This window comes from Delftia sp. UME58 (assembly GCF_014170385.1).
GTDB lineage: Bacteria > Pseudomonadota > Gammaproteobacteria > Burkholderiales > Burkholderiaceae_C > Comamonas > Comamonas acidovorans.
In genome coordinates this window covers 220,761-238,663 of record NZ_LZZV01000020.1, presented here as the reverse complement: position 1 = coordinate 238,663, position 17,903 = coordinate 220,761, and the positions used below count along the sequence as shown (strand labels likewise).

The window sequence follows — 17,903 nt, the reverse complement described above, 5'->3', positions numbered from 1 at the left end:
TCTAAACGAAACAAACGAAACAGCATGGGCGGCACCGTGCCAGGGCTTGCCCCTTTGCGCTGCCGCAAACCCACCCTGCCACCGCGTTGACCCATCACAAGCCCTCCACGCCATGCCACGGCGATAGTCGGATCGGGACCCCACCGATACCTACAAACCACAGGAGGACTTGTGAAGCTGATGATCGATCTCTTTTCCACCGACTACGGGCTGATGAGCCTGGGCGTCATCGTCTTCATCCTGATCATGGCGGGCTTCTTCCTGCGCCTGTTCCTGGGCAAGATGAAGCACGTGGCCAACAAGCCGCTTGAATGAAGAAATGCCCAGGCAGGGGCTGGCCTGGGCATTCGCACGCAGCAGCCCTGCGCACTCAATAGTGAGGGGGCAGCTCGTCGCGCAGATGGGTCGCGCCGCCGGCGGGCCCGCCTTCGGGCACCCGACGGCGCAGGTCGCGCAGCTCGTCAAGCAGCCGGTCGATCTGCTGCTGCTGGCGGTAGATGGTCAGGTTCAGCTGCTCCAGCAGGTCGTCGGTGTAGCTGGCCTTGATCTCCAGCTCCATCACGCGCGCCTGCAGGGCATCGGCGTCTGCGTGCCCGCCGCCATGTTCTCCGTCGTCAGCCACGCTCATGCCTTGAGCGCCTGGGCCAGGCGGGCGATGCCTTCGCGGATCTTGTCCTCGTCAGCCGTGGCGAACGAAAGGCGGAAGCTGGTGGCATCGGGGTTTTGCGCAAAGAACGGCGCACCCGGCACAAAGGCCACGCCCTGGGCAATGGCCCGCTTGGCCAGCTCACCGGCATCGGCCAGCGCGCCGCCCTTGCCGGTCAGGCGCACCCACAGGAACAGGCCGCCCTGGGGCTGCAGGAATTGCACGGCATCGCCGAGGTGCTCGCGCAGCGCATCGCCCATGGCCTTGGCGCGGCGCGCGTAGACCTCGCGCACATGGGCCAGCGTGGCGGGCATGGCGCCGGACTTCAGGTACTGCGCGGCCGTGGCCTGGGCAAAGGTGCTGGTGTGGGCATCGCTGAACTGCTTGCACATCACGGCGCGGCCCAGCAGCTCGGCCGGGGCCACCAGCCAGCCAATGCGCAGGCCGGGGCTGAGCACCTTGCTCAGCGAGCCGCAGTGCGCCAGCCAGTCGCGGCTGCCGGGCACCTCGCTGGACAGCGCCAGCAGGCTGGGCGGAGGCGCTTCGCCAAAATACAGGTCGCCGTAGGGATCGTCCTCCACCACCAGGGTCTGGTACTTGACGGCCAGCTCCAGCACCTTCTTGCGGCGCTCCAGGCTCAGCATGGCGCCGCTGGGGTTGCCGAAGGTGGGGATCAGGTAGACCAGCTTGGGGCGGTGCTCGGCAATGAGCTTTTCCAGCGCATCGACCTGGGCGCCTTCGGCGTCGACGGGCGCGCTGATGACTTCGGCGCCATACAGGCGGAAGCACTGGATGGTGGCCAGGAAGGTCGGGCCTTCGACGATGACCTTGTCGCCGGGGTTGATCATGGTCTTGCCCAGCAGGTCCAGCGCCTGCTGGCTGCCCGTGGTCACCACCAGTTGCTCGGGGGCCAGCTCGCGCACGCCCTTGCCGGCCATGAAGGCGGCGATCTGCTCGCGCAGCGGCTGGTAGCCCTCGGTCGCACCGTACTGCAGCGCGGCGCCCGGCTCCTGCTGCAGCGCGGCCTGGGAGGCGGCGCTGATGCCGGCCACGTCGAACATGGCGCTGTCCGGGAAACCACCCGCAAAGCTGATGATGCCGGGCTTGCCCAGCAGCTTGAACAGCTCGCGGATGGCGGAGGTTTCTACGTTGTTCAGACGGTCGGCGAATTGCATGGGCAGGAGTCTCTTTGTCGGTGCAATGAAAAGGCGAAGCCTGCATTGTCGCCAATCCTGCCGCAGCTTTCCTGCACGATTAGAAGCCCCCTGAGTCGATTCGCGCCCTGCCCCCTCTCTCCCGGAAGGCAGCTGCGTTCAATCCACCTTGATGTCGGCCCTGGCGGCCACGGCGCGCATTTGCGGCAGTTCGCGCTCTATGCGCTCCTGCAGCGCGCTGGCCGGGCCCCATGCGGGCGACAGGCCGATGTCCACGAGCTTCTTCTTCATGGCCGGCTCGGCCATGGCGTCGGCCAGCGCCTTTTCCAGCTTCTTCTGGATGGGGGCGGGCAGGCCGGCCGGGGCGAGGAAGGCAAACCAGGTGTCCATGGCAAAGCCCGGGTAGCCGCTTTCGGCCACGGTGGGCACCTGGGGCAGCAGGGCCAGGCGCTGCGGGCCCAGGGCTGCGATGGGACGGATCTTGCCGGCCTTGATCAGCGGCGTGGTGGCCACCACCGTGTCCACGGCCACCTGCACCTGGCCGCCCATCAGCGCGGTGAGGCTGGGCGAGCTGCCATTGAAGGGCACATGCACCATGCGCATGCCCGTGGCGGTCTTGAGCATTTCGCCGCCGAAGTGCACCGAGGATCCCGTGCCGAAGGAGCCGTAGGAGAGCTTGTCGGGATCGGCCTTGGCCAGGGCCACGAGTTCGGGCAGCGTGCGTGCAGGCGTCTCGTTGTTGGCCACCAGCACCAGGCCCATGTCGGCCACCAGCCCCAGCGGCGTGAAGCTGCGCAGCGGGTCATAGGGCAGCGGGTTGCGGATGGCGGGGTTGAGCGTCAGCGTGGTGCTGGCGCCCAGCAGCAGCGTGTAGCCGTCGGGCGGCGCCTTGGCCACCAGCGCGCCCGCCACCACCGTGCCTGCACCGGGGCGGTTTTCCACGACCACGGGCTGGCCCAGCCGCTCACCCAGCGAAGTGGCCAGCAGCCGGCCCAGGATGTCGGTGGCGCCGCCCGGCGCAAAGGGCACGACCAGCTTGATCGGACGATCCGGGTAGGACTGGGGCTGGGCTTTGGCTGCGGGCAGCGCAAGTGCCGTGGCACCGGCCATCAGACACGACAGAAAACGGGAACGGGACAAGGCCATGGCACGGATCTCCTGGGGAACGAGGGAACGGGAACCTGGGAACAGCTCAATGCGGCAATTCCGTCTTCAGTCCAGCAGCGGGCTGCGCACGCGCGAGAAGCCGCCGGCCTGGTCGTAGGCATGGCCGATTTGCAGCACGGCCAGATCGGCCTGCGCCGGGCCGATGATCTGCAGCCCGGCAGGCAGGCCCTGCGGCCCGAAGCCTGCGGGCGCGGCCAGGGCCGGCAAGCCGGCCATGGTGGCGGGCACCACGGTCTGCATCCAGCGGTGGTAGGTGTCCATCTCGCGGCCGCCCACGGCATGCGGCCAGTCCAGCGCCGCATCGAACGGGAAGACCTGGGCGGAGGGCAGCACCAGAAAGTCGTAGCTGTCGAAAAGGCGGCGCAGGGTTTCGTACCAGGCCGAGCGCACACGCGCCGCGTCATAGACCGCCATGGCCGGCAGCGCCAGGCCGCGCTCGATTTCCCAGAGGGCCTCGGGCTTGAGCAGGGCATGCGTGACCGGGTCGCGGTACAGGGCGGCGTTGGCACCGGCCACGCTGAAGCTGCGCAGGTCGATCCAGGCGCGCCACAGGCGCTCGAAGTCGAAGGCCGGCACGGCTTCTTGCACCGTGCAGCCGATGGTCTCGAAATGCCGCAGCGCCGCGCGGCAGGTCTCCAGCAGGCCGGGCTCGGTGGGCAGGTGCCCGCCCAGGTCCCCCAGCCAGCCGATGCGCAGGCCCTTGCAGTCGCGCGCCAGGTGGGTAGTCCAGTCCTTGGGCGGTTCGCTGCGGCGCGTCAGCGGCAGGCGCGCATCAAAGCCTGCCTGCACGGACAGCAGCAGGGCCAGGTCGGGAATGTCCCGCGCCATGGGGCCGGCCACGCTGAACTGCTGGAAGAACAGCTCTTCCGAGGGGCCATGCGGCACGCAGCCCACCGAGGTGCGCAGTCCGTAGACATGGTTGAAGGCGGCCGGCGTGCGCAGCGAGCCCATCATGTCCGAGCCGTCGGCCACGGGCAGCATGCGCAGCGCCACGGCCACGCCGGCCCCGCCGCTGCTGCCGCCTGCCGAGCGCGAAGGATCGAAGGCATTGCGGGTGGTCCCGTAGACCGGGTTGTAGGTATGTCCGCCCAGGCCGAACTCGGGCGAATTGCTGCGTGCCACAAAGAGCGCTCCGCCTGCGCGCATGCGCTCGAACACCACGCAATCGACCTGCGAGAGCTGGTTCGCGAAGATCGGCGATCCCTTGGTCGTCACCATGCCTGCGGCCGGCATGATGTCCTTGGGCGCCTGCGGAAAGCCGTGCAGCGGCCCCAGGCTCTGGCCGCGTGCCAGCAGCGTGTCCAGCTCGCGGGAGCGTCCGCGCAGCCAGTCGCGGTCCAGCGGAGCCACCAATGCATTGACCACGGGGTTGAGCCGGTCGATCTGTGCGCAATAGGCATCCAGCACCTCCACGCAGGACAGATCGCGGCCATGGATGGCCTTTGACAGCGCGACGGCCGACATCTCCACGACGGCACCACCCCCGGTGGCCAGATCCGGCTGCTGCATTGCGGTGCTTGCGTTTGACTCCATGGATTTCCTCGTTTTTGTGACAGAACGAAGTCAGCATAAGCAGGCGAAATTATTTCGACAACCGCCTTTTTCTTGGCTTATCGTTGCGTTTTTCGCAAACCATGAGCAGGCCACCATGCTTTCCAACCGCCTACAGGACACGGCACTGCGCTACTTTCTCGAAGTGGTGCGCAGCGGCTCGGTCAGCGAAGCCGCCACGCGGCTCAATGTCTCGCCTTCGGCCGTGAGCCGCCAGGTCGCCGGATTGGAAGAGATGCTGGGCGTGCCGCTGTTCGAGCGCCGTCCGCGCGGCATGGCGCCCAGCCCGGCAGGCGAGCTGCTGGCCGCCCATGCCCGCCGCGGTGCGCTGGAGGCCGACCGTGTGGTCTCGGACATCGAGGCCCTGCAAGGCCTGCGCCGGGGCGTGGTGCGCGTGTGCAGCTCGGGCGGCTTTGCCATCGAGTTCCTGCCACGCGCCATGGCGCTTTTCCGCGAACAGTACCCGGGCATGCAGTTCCACCTGCGCGTGCAAGCCCCTGCCGCCGTGACCCAGGCCGTGCTGGGCGGCGAGGCCGATGTGGGCCTGACCTACAGCCGCGCGGCGGCACGCGACATCGAGGTCTGGCACCGCCAGGTCTCGCCCGTGGTCGCCATCATGCGGCCCGACCATGCGCTGGCCCGGCATGCCAGCATCACCCTGGCCCAGATGCATCCCCATGCCATTGCCCTGCCCGAGGACGCCAACACCGCGCGCCAGCTGTTCGACATCGCCTGCAGCCACCGCCGCCTGGTGTTCGAGCCCGCCCTGGTCAGCGGCCAGTTCGAGACCCTGGTGCACTTCGTGCTGCATGGCGGCGGCCTGTCGCTGGGCGGCGAGGTCACCATGCGCGAGCGCGTGCGCCGAGGCGAGCTGCATGCGGCGCCCATCCGCGAGCGCGGCATGAATGCGCGCGCCATCGAACTGCAGACCCTGGCCGGACGCACGCTGTCCAAGGGCGTGCGGGCCTTCGTGGAGCACCTGCGGGAGCTGCTGCCGCCTGGGTAGGAGGAAGAGGAAGCGGTTCCCAAAGGAAGGGCTGGGCGCTCAGGCTGGCCCGCCGCCTTCCAGCTGGCGCTGCGCCCAATGCCATTGCGCCCGGCGCGTGGCCTGCCGCAGCCGCTGTGCCAGGGCCTGGCGCGCAGGCAGGCCCGGCAGATACTCGGCCATCTGGACGCCACAGCGGCCCAGCTCCAGCAGCTCGATCTGCTCGGCGCTGTTGCCCGTGCACAGCACCATACCCATCGGCGTGTTCTCGCCCGGCTCCTGCTCATGCCGGTCCAGCCAGCGCAGGTATTTCTCCATCTGCTCCTTGTCCTCGGCCGTGAATTCGCCCACCTTCAGCTCCACCGCCACCAGCCGCTGCAGCTTGCGGTTGTAGGTCAGCAGATCGAGGTGGAAGTCCTGCCCATCCATATGCATGTGCATTTGCCGCGCCACCAAGGTGAAGCCCGTGCCCGACCGCAGCAGGAAGGCCTCCATCTCGCGGATGATGGCGGCCTGCAGGTCGCCCTCCTGCCAGGCATCGTGCAGCCCCAGAAAGTCGAAGATGTAGGGATCGCGCATGAACAGCGCCGGCGACATGCGCTCGGTGCTGCGCGGCGTGACCGGCTCCTGCGCGATCAGCGCTTCGGCATCGCAGGGCAGCGCCAGGCGTTCATAGAGCCGGGAGTCGATGCGGCTGCGCAGCGTGTGTGCGCTCCAGCGCTCAATGCTCGCCATGCTGGCGTAATACTCTCGCTGCACAGGGTCCTGGAGCGCAATCAGCACGATCACATGCGCCCAGCTCAATTTGCGGGTCGGCGAGATGACCAGGGGCTCGTAGGGGAACGCGGTGGAGAACTGCATCATGCGCCACAGGTTCTTCTCCGAGAAGCTGCTGCCATAGTCCTGGACCAGATGCCCGGCCAGCACCGGCAGGACCCCATCGCTGCAGCCTGCCTGCCGCACCTCGGATTCATGGCCATGGATATGCTGGCCGATGTGCCAGTACAGCAGGGTGAGTTCGCTGTTGACGTTGGCCGCCACGCGAAGCCGCGCGGCCTCGATCAGGTCCCGCACATTGCCCAGCAGGGCCTGAGACGATGCGAGCGCGGGAGAAACGGATATCTTGCGAGTGGCCATGTGGTCGCCCCCCTCCTGGTGGCGTGATGTCTGGATATGTGGTGCCTGCGGAATCGGCCCGGCCCACTATTGCCATGCGACCCCAGCCAGTCAACGCCGCTTCTGCATAACCAGACGATCTGACCCTGGCAGACATGAAAAACCAGAACAGTCCTAGAGCATGTGACGCCCTGTTGCGTGCCGACGAAATCACGCTTGCACGACAATGCACGCCACATCGATGGATACGCGCCCCCACAATGAAAACCACCAGCATCGAACCCTTCTTCGCCACGCTCAAGGCAGCCAATCCCTCTCCCCAGACCGAGCTGGAATACACCAATGTGTTCGAGCTGCTGTCTGCCGTGCTGCTCTCGGCCCAGGCCACCGACGTGGGCGTGAACAAGGCCACGCGCAAGCTGTTTCCCGTGGCCAATACCCCCCAGGCCATCCTGGACCTGGGACTCGAAGGGCTGGAGGGCTACATCAAGACCATCGGCCTGTACCGCAGCAAGGCCAGGCACCTGATGCAGACCTGCCAGATCCTGGTCGAGCGCCACGGCGGCCAGGTGCCGCGCACGCGCGAGGAACTGGAAGCCCTGCCCGGCGTGGGCCGCAAGACCGCCAACGTGGTGCTCAACGTGGCCTTTGGCGAGCCCACCATGGCCGTGGACACGCACATCTTCCGCGTGGGCAACCGCACGGGCCTGGCGCCGGGCAAGACGCCGCTGGCCGTGGAGATGCAGCTGATGAAGCGCGTGCCCCCGGCCTATGCCGTGGACTCGCACCACTGGCTCATCCTGCTGGGCCGCTACGTCTGCCAGGCCCGCAAGCCCCGCTGCTGGGAGTGCGTGGTGGCGTCGTACTGCGACTACTCGCCCAAGACGCCTGCCCCGGCTGCGGGCAAGCGCTGAGCCGGTACCGCATCCCTCCGCCTCCTGGTCGGTCTACCGCACGGGCCCGCGCAGCCGACCGCAGCTGTTCCTGTCGGCCAGCAGCGAGGCGCGCGACACCGCGCGCGACTGCTGGTGGGCCTATCTCTCGGGTCCTTATCTGCGCGACAGCACCTGGAACCACGGCGACGCCGGCCCGGCACGCGCCACGGCGCTGTGCCACATCACGGCCCGGGAGGTGGAAGGCGAGCACCGCGCCCTGGTCTACGACGCGCACGGCATGGCCGAGCGCGTGTCCATCGTCGAGCACCAGGACGACGGCGATGTGTTTGCCGTCAATTTCTATCGCCACCAGCACCAGAGGGCACTGGGCGATGCGCAGATCGACGGCTTCTGGAGCATGGCGCCCATACTGCCGGCCCTGCGCATGCGCCTGCTGCAGGCACAGCCCGATCTGACGCCGCGCGAACTCGATGTCTGCGCCCGGCTGCTGCAGGGCATGACGCATGAGGGCATTGCCTGCGACCTGTGCCTGAGCCTGCCCACCGTCAAGACCTACCGCAACCGCGCCTTTGCGCGGCTGGGCATCCACTTTCGCAGCGAGCTGTTCGCGCTGGCCATGGAGCCGCAGGGCTGAGGCCTTGCATCAATCCAGCGATGCGCCGGACGCCTTGACGATGCGCGCCCACTTGGCGATGTCCTCGCGCAGCAGGGCCGCCATCTGGGCGGGCGGCACGGGCCTGTCCGCAGGCCCGGCCAGCTCCACGCCGGAGGCTTCGAGCTTGCCGCGCAGATCGCCGGCCGCCAGCGCACGCGCCATGCCGTCCTGCAACTGCGCCAGCACCGGCGCGGGCACGCCTTCAGGCGCAAACAGGCCTACCCACAGCGTGCCGTTGTAGCCGGGCACGGTCTCGCCGATGGTGGGCACATCGGGCAGCAGCGGCGAGCGCGCCGCACCGCTCACGGCCAGCGCGCGCAGCCGACCGGCCTGGATATGGGGAAGGGTCGATGGCAGGCTGCCGAACAGCAGCGGCACCTGGCCGCCCAGCACATCGTTGAGCGCGGGTGCCACGCCCTTGTAGGGCACATGCTGCAGCTGGATGCCCGCCATGCTGTTGAGCATCTCGCCCAGCAGATGGTTGAGCGTGCCGTTGCCGGCCGAGGCATAGCGGAACTCGTCGGGCCGGCCCCGGGCCATGGCGATCAGCTCGGGCACGGATTTGGCCGCAAAGCCGGGATGGGCCAGCAGCACATTGGGCACGGAGCCGATCAGGCCTATGGGCCGGAAATCCTTCACCGGATCGAAACCCGGCTTGCGGTACAGCGCGGGGTTGATGGCCTGGCTGCTGCTGATGGTCATCAGCAGGGTATGGCCGTCGCGCGGCGCCTTGGCCACGGCCTGGGTGCCGATGTTGCCGCCCGCGCCGGGCCGGTTCTCGACCACCACGCTGGCGCCCAGCACCTCGGCCAGCTTCTGGCTGACCAGCCGGCCCACGATGTCGTTGGTACCGCCCGGCGCCTGCGGGACGATCATCACGATGGGCCGCGCGGGCCAGGCCTGGGCACGGCCCAGCATGGGCAAGGCGAGTACGGCGGCCACCAGGCTTCGGCGGCGCAAAAGGCTCGACGGCAGGGGAAAGGAAGAATCCGGCATGGTCATGTCTCCATTTGTTCTTGTCGCAAGCCCGCATGGTTGCCCGTGCCACGCCAGCGCACAATCGCGCATTTCCTGACCCTGCCTTCGGAATCGACAAAGCCTTGACCCCGCCCATGCCCTCTTCGCCCTTCATGCCCCTCATGCACTTCGACCTGACGGACCTGCGCCTGTTCGTGCATGCCTCCGAACTGGGCAGCCTCACGCGCGCCTCGCAAAGGCAGCACCTGTCCCTGGCCGCAGCCAGCCTGCGCATCAAGGCGCTGGAGGAGCAGGCGGGCATGCCGCTGCTGTACCGCGAGGCACGCGGCGTACGGCCCACGCCGGCCGGCGAAGCCTTCCTGCACCATGCGCGCGGCATGCTGCTGCAGTCAGAGCAGCTGCGCCACGACCTGCAGGAGTACGGCGCCGGACTGCGCGGCCATGTGCGGGTGTTTGCCAACACCACGGCCGTGACCGACTTTCTGCCCGAGATCCTGCCGGCCTTTCTTGCCGACCACCCGCGCGTGAACGTGGACCTGCAGGAGCGGCCCAACGCCGAGATCGCGCGCGGCGTGCTGGATGGCCGGGCCGACCTGGGCATCGTGGCCGGCCAGGTGGACACGCTGGGCCTGCAGACCATCCACTTCAGCACCGACCGGCTGGTGCTGGCCACGCCGCGCGGCCACCGCTTTGCGCGGCGCAAGCGCATTGCGTTTGCCGAGACGCTGGACGAGGACGCCATCGGCATGCAGCAGGGCAGCACGCTGCAGACCTTTCTGGCGGGCGTGACCGAGCGCCTGGGCAAGCCCATGAAGCTGCGCATACAGCTGTCCAGCTTCGACGCCATGTGCCGCATGATCGGCGCCGGCGTGGGAATCGGCATCGTTCCAGAGAGCGCCGCGCGGCGCAACCGCGAAAGCATGGGGCTGGCACTCATCGATCTGACCGACGCCTGGAGCGTGCGCGAGCGCCGCATCCTCGTGCGCGACCAGGGCCGGCTGCCGCGCCATGCGCAGGCCCTGATCGAGGTGCTGCAGGCCTACTACGCAGGCGGCACGCGGTAGCCCCAGGCCGGGCCGGCACCGGCCCTTTTCCCCCTTTTTCCTTTTCCCTTTCTTTCTCGAGCCGGCTCGTTCCGCATCGAGGCAGTGCGGCCGTGCCGTCCGATCGCCTCTTGCCACGCCCGCGGGACTGGGGACTTCACCTATACGGCCACAACCTACCAAGTAGTATGTTTGCATGAATCCTGAACCTGAAACTCTTTTTGGGGAGTCTCCATGCCCGTCATCTGGACACCAGCACTTGATGAGGATTGCGCGCGCTGGCGCGCCATTGCCGCCCGGCTCACCCATGAACGGTTTGCGCCCCTGGCCGATGCCATCGACCGAGAGCAGCGCTATCCGCTGGAGCACTTGCCGCATCTGCTGTCCAGCGGCATCTCGGGCATGTTCCTGCCCCAGGCCTATGGCGGTGCGGGCGCATCGCTGACGGCGCTGAGCGCCGTGGTGGAAACGGTGGCCGGCGGCTGCGCCTCCACGGCGGCCATCCTGGCAGCACTGTCCCTGGGCGCATTCCCGGTGCTGCTGGGCGGCAGCGAGACGCAAAAGCAGGTGTTGCTGGGCGGACTGGCTCGCCGTGGTGAAGCGGTGAACTTCGCACTGAGCGAGCGCGGGGCCGGCTCGGATGCCGCGAACCTGGAGACCACGGCCACGCCAGAAGGCGACGGCTGGCGTATCCGCGGTGAGAAATGCTGGCTGGGCAATGGCGGACATTCCCGGCATTTCATCGTTTTCGCCCGCACTGCGGCCGGCACGCGCAACCATGTGACCGCCTTCTGGGTGCCGCGCGAGACCCCGGGCGCCGTCGTCGACTTCCACGAAGACAAGATGGGCATACGCGGCACGACGACCACCAACCTCAAGATCGACGCCTGGGTGCCGTCGTCAAGCATCATCGGTGAGCCGGGCTCGGGGCTGCGCCTGGCGCTGTCCACACTCAACATCGGCCGTATCGTGGTGGCCGCACAGGCTGTGGGCATTGCCCAATGCGCCTTCTCGGCCGCATCGTCCTTCGCAGCCACGCGTAGCACCTTCGGCCACACCATCATCGACCATCAGGGCGTGGGCTTCATGCTCGCCGATGGCGCCACGCAGCTATCGGCCGCCAGGATGATGCTGTACCAGGCCGCCGCGGCCCATGACCGTGGCGAAGACATCGCCACCCTTGGCAGCATGGCCAAGCTCCATGCCAGCGAGGTGTCCCACAAGGTCTGCGACGACGCCGTACAGATCCTGGGGGGACGGGGATACGTCAAACCCAGCCCTGTGGAGCGCTGCTATCGCGACCAGCGCATCACCGAGATCTACGAAGGCACCTCGGAAATCCAGCGCCTGGTGATCGCTCGCGCCATCAAGCGCCATGCGAACACTGCCGCCATCACCGCCTGAACGGCACCTGCTACATGCGCCGCACCATGCAAAACACCCATCCCGCCGACAGCGAACTGTCTTCCTGGAAGGCCGTGGCCGACTGGTACCACGCCTGCTTCACAGGCATGGTGCTGTTCACCGTCTCGCGGCTGGGCACGGCCAAGGCTGAAGAGTTCGTCCATGAGATCTTCTGCCATCAGCGCCGCGAGCGCTTTGTCCCCGGACTGCGCAAGCTCGGCCTGGACCATCTGCCCCATGCCGTGGCGGCGGCACAGTACCACTACCTGTCCAACCACATCGGCGGCGTGCCTGTCGAGTACATCTACGAGTCCGACCGCAAGGCCTGGATACGGTATTCCGCCCCGCGCTGGATCTGGTCTGGCACGGCGCTGTGCGGCATCCCCCCCGAGGTGTCCCGGGCCATGCTCACCGGCTGGCATGCGCAAAACGGCGTGATGCTGGACAACCCTCGCCTGGGCTTTGTCTGCACCAAGCAGGCCGTGGACGGGCAGTCGGGGCTGGAAGGCTACTACCTGGAGTACGAGCACGATCTGGCACCGCACGAGCGCCTGCGCTTCGCCCGCCATGAGGACGCGCCCGATTTCGCGCCCCACAAGGCCCCGACGCTGCCCACCGACACCTGGCCTGCCGCCCGCCTGGCCAAGGCACATCGCAACTATGCGATGGAGTATGTGCGCTCAGCCTACCCCGTGGCCCTGCAGTTGTGGGGCCCCGACGCCGCAGGCCACCACCTGCGCATGGCCGGCCGGCTCATAGGCATGCAGTTCTATCACCAGACTGCGCGCGGCTTGGGAGGAGCCTACGGCGGCGACGCGGCGGGATTCTCCGCCTTCCTGCGCGACCTCGCCCACGCCCAGGGCGACACCGCCGCCGTGCACGAGCATGGCCAAGGCTACCGGGTCACCCAGCAGGGCTGGGCCTTCATGCAGGACATCCCGGCATTCCATGCCTGCTTCGCTGGGGCCTGGAACGGCTTGCTGGAAGGCGCGCTACAGGCGCACAACCGGCGCCTGCAACTGGGCTTCCAATGCGGACGGTCCGAGGCAGGCCGGACGCTCGAATGGACCGTCTCCCCCGCCTGACCGGCAGCCCGCAGGAGCCATGACCATGGATGCAACGACCAAGCCCGGAGCCCTTCAGGGACTGAAAGTGATCGATGCCTCGCGCGTGCTGGCAGGGCCTTTCGCCGGCCAGATACTGGGGGACCACGGCGCGGACGTGGTGAAGATCGAGGCACCCGAAGGCGATGAATGCCGAAGCTTCGGTCCACCATTCGTCCGGGGCAGCTCCGCCTACTTCAATGCCGTCAACCGCAACAAGCGCAGCCTGGTGCTGGACCTGGCCAGGCCCGAGGAACGCGAGCGGCTGTTTTGCCTGCTCGACGAAGCCGATGTGCTGATAGAAAACTTCAAGCTGGGCAGCCTCAGCGCCTGGGGCATCCCCGATCCGGCATGGTTTACGGCGCGCTTTCCACGCCTGGTGCACTGCCGCATCACCGGCTTCGGAGACCATGGCCCCTACGGCGGCCTGCCCGGCTACGATGCTGCGGTGCAGGCCATGGCCGGGCTGCTGTCCGTCAATGGCGACGCACAGGGCGCACCCGTGCGCATCGGCGTGCCGGTGGTGGACCTGGCCACGGGCATGAATGCCGCCATGGCGGTGCTGCTGGCGCTGCAGGCCCGCCATCGCACGGGGCGCGGCCAGATGGCCGATGTATCCCTCTATGACAGCGCCATATCGGTCGCCCATCCGTTTCTCACGAACTTCCTGCACAGCGGCCAGGTCCCCGGCCCGACGGGCAACCAGCACGCCAACATCGTTCCCTACAACGTCTACCAGACCCGCAGCACGCCCCTGTTCATCGCCGTGGCCAACGACCGCCTGTTCGCCAAGCTGTGTCAAAGCCTGGACCTGCCGGAGCTGGCGCAGGACCCGCGGTTTTCGAGCAACCAGCGGCGGGTGGCAAACCGACTGACACTGGAGCGCTTGCTGGAGAAGGCCTTCCTGGACATGGATGCGCAACAGTTGGGCCCTGCCCTGCTGGCCCAAGGCGTGCCTGCCGCGCCGATTCTCGACATACAGGCGGTGGCGCAATCCGAGCATGCCCGCGTGCGCGAGATGGTGCTGCGACGCGCGGACTACACGGGCCCCGGTTGCCCCATCAAGCTCAGCGACACCCCTGCCGCCATCCGCAGGCCGCCGCCCACGCTGGGCGATGCGGTCTGGGCGGCCGACGGCAAGGTTTTCAACTGAAGGCATCGCATCGCCAGGGAGACAACACCATGCGCATCCTGACCTCGGCAATTGCATTGTTCGGACTGGCACTGTGCACCAGCCCCGCCACCGCCCAGAATTTCCCGCGCGACAAGCCGATCCGGATCATCGCGGCCTTCTCGCCCGGCAGCGCCACGGACATCAGCGCCCGCATCGTCGGCGAGGTCCTCAAAAATGAACTGGGCGCCGTCACCATCGTGGACAACAAACCGGGCGCCCAGGGTGTCATCGGCACCGAGGCGGCCGTGCGCTCACCCGCCGACGGCTACACACTGACCATCACCAGCAGCTCCCTCAACGCCATCAATCCGGGACTGTTCAAGAAACTGCCCTACGACCCCGTCAAGGACTTCACCCATATCTCGCGGCTGACCACCATGCCCATTGCCCTGCTGGTGAAGGCCGACGGACCCCATGCCACGCTGCAGGACTTCGTGGCCACGGGGAAAATCGGCCAGCTTTCCTATGGCTATGGATCGCCCGGCGGGCAGGTCAGTGCCGTCGCCTTCAACAGCGCCGCCGCCTTCGAAGCCTTGGGCGTACCCTACAAAAGCCAGCCACCGGCATTGACCGATCTCGCGGCAGGCCTGGTGGACTATGTGCTGGCCGATCTGTCCGTTGCCACCACCTTGATGAAGGCCGGCCGCATCAAGGCACTGGCCATCAGCGCCCCCCAGCGCCTGGCCGACTGGCCAGGCGTTCCCACCTTTGCCGAGGCGGGCTACAAGGACTACGACCTGGTGGTCTGGGTGGGATTGGGAGGACCTTCGGGCATGCCACCCGATGTGGCACGCAGGCTCAACGCCGCCATCAACAAGGCGCTGACCCAGCCCGATACCCAGGAAAGGTTCCGACTGCTGGGCATGCAGTCGGCACCCAACACACTGGAAAACCAGGACGCCTTCGTCCGGGCCCAGCTTGCAGCCTGGCGCAAACGCATGGCACAGGCAAAGATCCAGCCGGAATAGGGCCAGGGCCTAAGCAAGCACGCCCTGCACCACCTGACGTGCGAATTGCGTGGCCACATGCTCCCTGTAGTCGGAGGTATCCGTGTCGCGCGGCCGGTACCAGACCGTGATCCAGTTGAGCGAGCCCAAGATGGCCTTGGCGGCCAAGGGGCAGTCCAGGCCGGCGAACTGCCCGCACGCCACGCCATCCCGCAAGACCCTGAGGAACAGGCCCTCGTAGGCATCGCGCATGGCCACCACCTCGGCCAGTGCCTCGCGCTGTGCGGGCGTGGTGCTGGCGGACTGGTGCAGCTCCACACCCTGCACCGTGACGCGCTGGTAATACAGGTGCTCCATCATCAGGCGGGCATGGCGGTGGGCCATGGCCTGCAACCGGGCTCCCGGCTGCAAAGACATGTCCTCGGCAATGGGCAACTGTGCCTGCAGGTTCATGGTCATGGCGCGCCGATGCACGGCGAAGAACAGATCCGCCTTGCTGCGATAGTGGTAGTAGACGCTGCCCTTGGTTGCCCCGATCTGGTTGGCGATCAGATCCACCGATGCGGCGGCGAAGCCCAGCGTCGTGAACGCCTTGGCTGCGGCGTCAAGGATGGCCAGCTGCATTGACGGCAGCGTGTCATAGCTGGCGGCCAACCAGGTGGCCATGTCGGAAGAGGTCACCACGGGCAAGCAATCCAGGTTGACAAACTGCCGAAATGATACCGGGTGGTTTATCCACCCACCGGCCGTGGCGATCCGCGCAATGTCGCCAGCGCAACAGGCAATCCTCAGGCCCCCTGCCCCCGCAGCGCCGCCAGCGGCTGGCGCTGCCCGCCCCCGGCATCGAAGTTGCCCGGCTCCAGCCAGCGCTGGTAGGCCGCGCGCAGCGCCGGCCATTCGCTGTCGATGATGGAGAACCAGGCCGTGTCGCGGCTGCGGCCCTTGTAGACCACGGCCTGGCGGAACACGCCCTCGAAGCGAAAGCCCAGGCGCGCCGCTGCGGCACGCGACGGCGCGTTCAGGCTGTCGCACTTCCACTCGTAGCGGCGGTAGCCCAGCTCGTCGAAGGCGCGCTGCATCAGCAGGAACTGCGCCTCGGTGGCCGCACGCGTGCGCTTGAGCCGGCGCGAGTAGCAGACAAAGCCCACCTCCACCACGCCGCTGGCCGTGTCCACGCGCATCAGCGCCAGCGAGCCGATGGCACGGCCCGTGGCCAGGTCGATGACGGCGTGGTGCAGCGGGTCATCGCTGGCCTGGGCGGCCTCGGCAAAGCGCAGATAGGCCTCGGCATCCGCGAAGGGGCCCACCGACATGTATGTCCAGTCGCTGGCGTCCGGCGCCTGGCTGAAGGCATCGAACAGATCGGCTGCATGGCGCGCGGCGGACAGCGGCTCCAGCCGGCAGTAGCGGCCTTCGATGGGCGTGCGGGGTGGGCGCTGGCGCGGGGTCCAGTTGGGAAGGTCGTGGCCTACGGGTTGGGAGTGGGCATTGAGTGCGGGGGGCATCGGAGATTCCTGGTCAGGTCATTTGGCAGGGCCACGATAGCGCTGGCGTGGCATCATGAAAAGTGCCATATTTCAATTTTTTCATGGTGCCACGCCACACCCTCCATGCCCGCCCCTGACCTGCTGACCAGCCCCTTGCTCACCGGCGCCGGCGCGCCGCCGCGCCAGCGCCAACTGATCCAGCGCCTGAAGCAGGCCATTCTTGCGGGCCGGCTGCCGGCCGGCGACCGCCTGCCGGCCTCGCGCTCGCTGGCGGAGGATCTGGGGGTCTCGCGCAACACCGTGCTCATCGCCTACGAGCAACTGGCGGCCGAAGGCTATGTGATCGCCGACCGACAGGGCACGCGCGTGGCGGCTGTATCCACCCATTCCACGGCAGCCGCCGAGGCGGCCGCCGCGCCCCCCTGCGCACCCCGCACGGCACGGCGCCTGGACCGCATCGCGCCCACGCGCCATGCCATCGACCGCAGCCTGCCCCTGACGCCGGGCACGCCCGCGCTGGACAGATTCCCCCTGCCCGCCTGGCGCCGTTCGCAGGACCGCGCATTGCGCCTTCCCGCCAACGCCACGCTGGACTATGGCGATCCTGCGGGCGAGCCCGCACTGCGCCAGGCCATTGCGCAGCACCTGCGCATCTCGCGCGGCGTGCGCTGCGATGCCTCGCGCATCATCGTCACCGAAGGCGCCCAGGGTGCGCTGGACCTGTGCGTGCAACTGCTCACCAACCCGGGCGACCATGCCTGGCTGGAGGAGCCCGGCTACCGGGGCGCCAAGTCGGCCTTTGCGGGGGGAGACCTGTGCGTCAGCACACTGCGCGTGGATGCCGATGGCGCAGCCATTGCCCCCGGCCTGTGGGACAGCCATCCTCCACGGCTGATCCAGATCACGCCCTCGCACCAATATCCCACGGGCGCCGTGCTGTCGGTGGCGCGCCGGCTGGACCTGCTGGAGCGCGCACGCCGCGCGGGGGCCTGGATCATCGAAGACGACTACGACAGCGAATTCCGCCACCAGGGCACGCCCATCGCCGCCATGCAGGGCCAGGTGCCGGACGCGCCCGTGCTCTATGTGGGCACCTTCAGCAAGACCATGTTCCCGGCACTGCGCCTGGGCTTTGTGGTGCTGCCGCAGGCACTGACCACCAGCGCGGCATCCGCCGTGCAGGAGATGCTGCGCGGCGGCCACCGCCTGGAGCAACTGGCCATGGCGGACTTCATGGACAGCGGCCAGTTTTCGCGCCACCTGGGCCGCATGCGGCGCCTGTACCGCGAGCGCCAGGCGGCCCTGCGCGAAGCGCTTGCCACGCAACTGGGCGTGGAGCACGAGGTGCTGGGCGGCCACGGCGGCCTGCACCTGACAGTGCGGCTGCCGCCCCGCCTGCCCGACCGCGCCATCGTGGAGCAGGCGCGGCGCGTCGGCATGAACCCTGGCGCCCTCTCGTCCTTCGCCATGGAGCCGCTGCCCCAGGACAACGGCCTGGTGATCGGCTATGGCAATACCGATGCCGCGCGCTTCGGCGCACTGGTCAGGCGCCTGGGCCAACTGGCGGCGGCCACGGTGCGGACATAGCTGCCCGGCG

General features: G+C 68.0%; 18 protein-coding genes. 10 read left to right on the top strand and 8 right to left on the bottom strand.

The features are described 5' to 3' along the window. Nucleotides 1–180: 180 nt before the first annotated feature. Nucleotides 181–315: a DUF3149 domain-containing protein gene (locus tag A9976_RS08435; RefSeq protein ID WP_016445252.1), complete on the top strand. Its 135-nt coding sequence runs from the start codon at nucleotides 181–183 to the stop codon at nucleotides 313–315. A 55-nt stretch (nucleotides 316–370) separates the two neighbouring features. Here the strand turns inward: A9976_RS08435 and A9976_RS08430 are convergent, their stop codons facing one another. The 4 genes from A9976_RS08430 to A9976_RS08415 all read right to left on the bottom strand — a co-directional run bounded on the left by A9976_RS08430 (nucleotide 371) and on the right by A9976_RS08415 (nucleotide 4,500). Further along, nucleotides 371–628: a SlyX family protein gene (locus A9976_RS08430; protein ID WP_183018620.1), complete on the bottom strand. Its 258-nt coding sequence runs from the start codon at nucleotides 626–628 to the stop codon at nucleotides 371–373. Beyond that, the gene (locus A9976_RS08425; protein WP_183018619.1) at nucleotides 625–1,821 is read right to left on the bottom strand and encodes a PLP-dependent aminotransferase family protein; all 1,197 of its coding nucleotides are present in this window, start codon (nucleotides 1,819–1,821) and stop codon (nucleotides 625–627) included. Before A9976_RS08425 ends, A9976_RS08430 begins: the two co-directional genes overlap by 4 nt. 138 nt (nucleotides 1,822–1,959) lie before the next feature. Next, complete coding sequence (locus tag A9976_RS08420; RefSeq protein WP_183018618.1) at nucleotides 1,960–2,946, bottom strand: tripartite tricarboxylate transporter substrate binding protein; 987 nt, start codon at nucleotides 2,944–2,946, stop codon at nucleotides 1,960–1,962. A 66-nt stretch (nucleotides 2,947–3,012) separates the two neighbouring features. Next, nucleotides 3,013–4,500: an amidase gene (locus tag A9976_RS08415; protein ID WP_183018617.1), complete on the bottom strand. Its 1,488-nt coding sequence runs from the start codon at nucleotides 4,498–4,500 to the stop codon at nucleotides 3,013–3,015. A 115-nt stretch (nucleotides 4,501–4,615) separates the two neighbouring features. On the opposite strand from A9976_RS08415, the gene A9976_RS08410 reads away from it, so the two are divergent. Continuing rightward, nucleotides 4,616–5,524 (top strand): LysR family transcriptional regulator, encoded by a 909-nt coding sequence (locus tag A9976_RS08410; RefSeq protein WP_183018616.1) that lies wholly within the window; start codon nucleotides 4,616–4,618, stop codon nucleotides 5,522–5,524. A 39-nt stretch (nucleotides 5,525–5,563) separates the two neighbouring features. On the opposite strand, the gene A9976_RS08405 is transcribed toward A9976_RS08410, so the two are convergent. Next, nucleotides 5,564–6,640, bottom strand: coding sequence for a YhcG family protein (locus A9976_RS08405; protein WP_183018615.1), 1,077 nt, complete (start codon nucleotides 6,638–6,640; stop codon nucleotides 5,564–5,566). Between the two features lie 239 nt (nucleotides 6,641–6,879). Between A9976_RS08405 and nth the strand changes: the two genes are divergently transcribed. Beyond that, complete coding sequence (gene nth / locus A9976_RS08400) at nucleotides 6,880–7,533, top strand: endonuclease III (RefSeq protein WP_183018614.1); 654 nt, start codon at nucleotides 6,880–6,882, stop codon at nucleotides 7,531–7,533. Next, entirely contained in the window at nucleotides 7,508–8,149 is a 642-nt protein-coding gene (locus A9976_RS08395; protein WP_259649148.1) for a helix-turn-helix transcriptional regulator, read from the top strand. Before nth ends, A9976_RS08395 begins: the two co-directional genes overlap by 26 nt. A gap of 9 nt (nucleotides 8,150–8,158) precedes the next feature. Here the strand turns inward: A9976_RS08395 and A9976_RS08390 are convergent, their stop codons facing one another. Next, a complete protein-coding gene (locus A9976_RS08390) occupies nucleotides 8,159–9,166 on the bottom strand; it encodes a tripartite tricarboxylate transporter substrate binding protein (protein ID WP_183018613.1) in 1,008 nt (335 codons plus the stop codon). Nucleotides 9,167–9,309: 143 nt separating this feature from the next. On the opposite strand from A9976_RS08390, the gene A9976_RS08385 reads away from it, so the two are divergent. The 5 genes from A9976_RS08385 (at nucleotide 9,310) to A9976_RS08365 (ending at nucleotide 14,840) form a co-directional block, all read left to right on the top strand. After that, nucleotides 9,310–10,212, top strand: coding sequence for a LysR family transcriptional regulator (locus tag A9976_RS08385; protein ID WP_183018705.1), 903 nt, complete (start codon nucleotides 9,310–9,312; stop codon nucleotides 10,210–10,212). A 213-nt stretch (nucleotides 10,213–10,425) separates the two neighbouring features. Continuing rightward, complete coding sequence (locus A9976_RS08380; protein ID WP_183018612.1) at nucleotides 10,426–11,595, top strand: acyl-CoA dehydrogenase family protein; 1,170 nt, start codon at nucleotides 10,426–10,428, stop codon at nucleotides 11,593–11,595. A 26-nt stretch (nucleotides 11,596–11,621) separates the two neighbouring features. After that, complete coding sequence (locus tag A9976_RS08375; RefSeq protein ID WP_183018611.1) at nucleotides 11,622–12,680, top strand: hypothetical protein; 1,059 nt, start codon at nucleotides 11,622–11,624, stop codon at nucleotides 12,678–12,680. A 25-nt stretch (nucleotides 12,681–12,705) separates the two neighbouring features. Further along, on the top strand, nucleotides 12,706–13,851 hold the full coding sequence (locus A9976_RS08370) for a CaiB/BaiF CoA-transferase family protein (RefSeq protein ID WP_183018610.1): 1,146 nt from the start codon (nucleotides 12,706–12,708) through the stop codon (nucleotides 13,849–13,851). 29 nt (nucleotides 13,852–13,880) lie between these two features. Next, entirely contained in the window at nucleotides 13,881–14,840 is a 960-nt protein-coding gene (locus tag A9976_RS08365; protein WP_183018609.1) for a tripartite tricarboxylate transporter substrate binding protein, read from the top strand. A gap of 9 nt (nucleotides 14,841–14,849) precedes the next feature. Here A9976_RS08365 and A9976_RS08360 read toward each other — a convergent pair whose 3' ends face one another. After that, on the bottom strand, nucleotides 14,850–15,485 hold the full coding sequence (locus tag A9976_RS08360) for a TetR/AcrR family transcriptional regulator (RefSeq protein WP_374620979.1): 636 nt from the start codon (nucleotides 15,483–15,485) through the stop codon (nucleotides 14,850–14,852). Between the two features lie 122 nt (nucleotides 15,486–15,607). Further along, entirely contained in the window at nucleotides 15,608–16,324 is a 717-nt protein-coding gene (locus tag A9976_RS08355) for a GNAT family N-acetyltransferase (protein ID WP_183018608.1), read from the bottom strand. 105 nt (nucleotides 16,325–16,429) lie between these two features. On the opposite strand from A9976_RS08355, the gene A9976_RS08350 reads away from it, so the two are divergent. Then, nucleotides 16,430–17,893, top strand: coding sequence for a PLP-dependent aminotransferase family protein (locus tag A9976_RS08350; protein WP_183018607.1), 1,464 nt, complete (start codon nucleotides 16,430–16,432; stop codon nucleotides 17,891–17,893). The last annotated feature ends 10 nt before the right edge of the window (nucleotides 17,894–17,903 follow it).

What these genes read in the sequence shown, in the direction of transcription:
- A9976_RS08435 (WP_016445252.1), top strand. Translation starts at nt 181, where the DNA reads ATGATCGATCTCTTTTCCACCGACTACGGGCTGATGAGCCTGGGCGTC.
- A9976_RS08410 (WP_183018616.1), top strand. Translation starts at nt 4,616, where the DNA reads ATGCTTTCCAACCGCCTACAGGACACGGCACTGCGCTACTTTCTCGAA.
- A9976_RS08370 (WP_183018610.1), top strand. Translation starts at nt 12,706, where the DNA reads ATGGATGCAACGACCAAGCCCGGAGCCCTTCAGGGACTGAAAGTGATC.
- A9976_RS08420 (WP_183018618.1), bottom strand. Translation starts at nt 2,946, where the DNA reads ATGGCCTTGTCCCGTTCCCGTTTTCTGTCGTGTCTGATGGCCGGTGCC.
- A9976_RS08360 (WP_374620979.1), bottom strand. Translation starts at nt 15,485, where the DNA reads ATGGCCACCTGGTTGGCCGCCAGCTATGACACGCTGCCGTCAATGCAG.
- nth (WP_183018614.1), top strand. Translation starts at nt 6,880, where the DNA reads ATGAAAACCACCAGCATCGAACCCTTCTTCGCCACGCTCAAGGCAGCC.
- A9976_RS08425 (WP_183018619.1), bottom strand. Translation starts at nt 1,821, where the DNA reads ATGCAATTCGCCGACCGTCTGAACAACGTAGAAACCTCCGCCATCCGC.
- A9976_RS08415 (WP_183018617.1), bottom strand. Translation starts at nt 4,500, where the DNA reads ATGGAGTCAAACGCAAGCACCGCAATGCAGCAGCCGGATCTGGCCACC.
- A9976_RS08375 (WP_183018611.1), top strand. Translation starts at nt 11,622, where the DNA reads ATGCAAAACACCCATCCCGCCGACAGCGAACTGTCTTCCTGGAAGGCC.
- A9976_RS08380 (WP_183018612.1), top strand. Translation starts at nt 10,426, where the DNA reads ATGCCCGTCATCTGGACACCAGCACTTGATGAGGATTGCGCGCGCTGG.
- A9976_RS08350 (WP_183018607.1), top strand. Translation starts at nt 16,430, where the DNA reads ATGCCCGCCCCTGACCTGCTGACCAGCCCCTTGCTCACCGGCGCCGGC.
- A9976_RS08385 (WP_183018705.1), top strand. Translation starts at nt 9,310, where the DNA reads ATGCACTTCGACCTGACGGACCTGCGCCTGTTCGTGCATGCCTCCGAA.
- A9976_RS08365 (WP_183018609.1), top strand. Translation starts at nt 13,881, where the DNA reads ATGCGCATCCTGACCTCGGCAATTGCATTGTTCGGACTGGCACTGTGC.
- A9976_RS08390 (WP_183018613.1), bottom strand. Translation starts at nt 9,166, where the DNA reads ATGCCGGATTCTTCCTTTCCCCTGCCGTCGAGCCTTTTGCGCCGCCGA.
- A9976_RS08355 (WP_183018608.1), bottom strand. Translation starts at nt 16,324, where the DNA reads ATGCCCCCCGCACTCAATGCCCACTCCCAACCCGTAGGCCACGACCTT.
- A9976_RS08405 (WP_183018615.1), bottom strand. Translation starts at nt 6,640, where the DNA reads ATGGCCACTCGCAAGATATCCGTTTCTCCCGCGCTCGCATCGTCTCAG.
- A9976_RS08430 (WP_183018620.1), bottom strand. Translation starts at nt 628, where the DNA reads ATGAGCGTGGCTGACGACGGAGAACATGGCGGCGGGCACGCAGACGCC.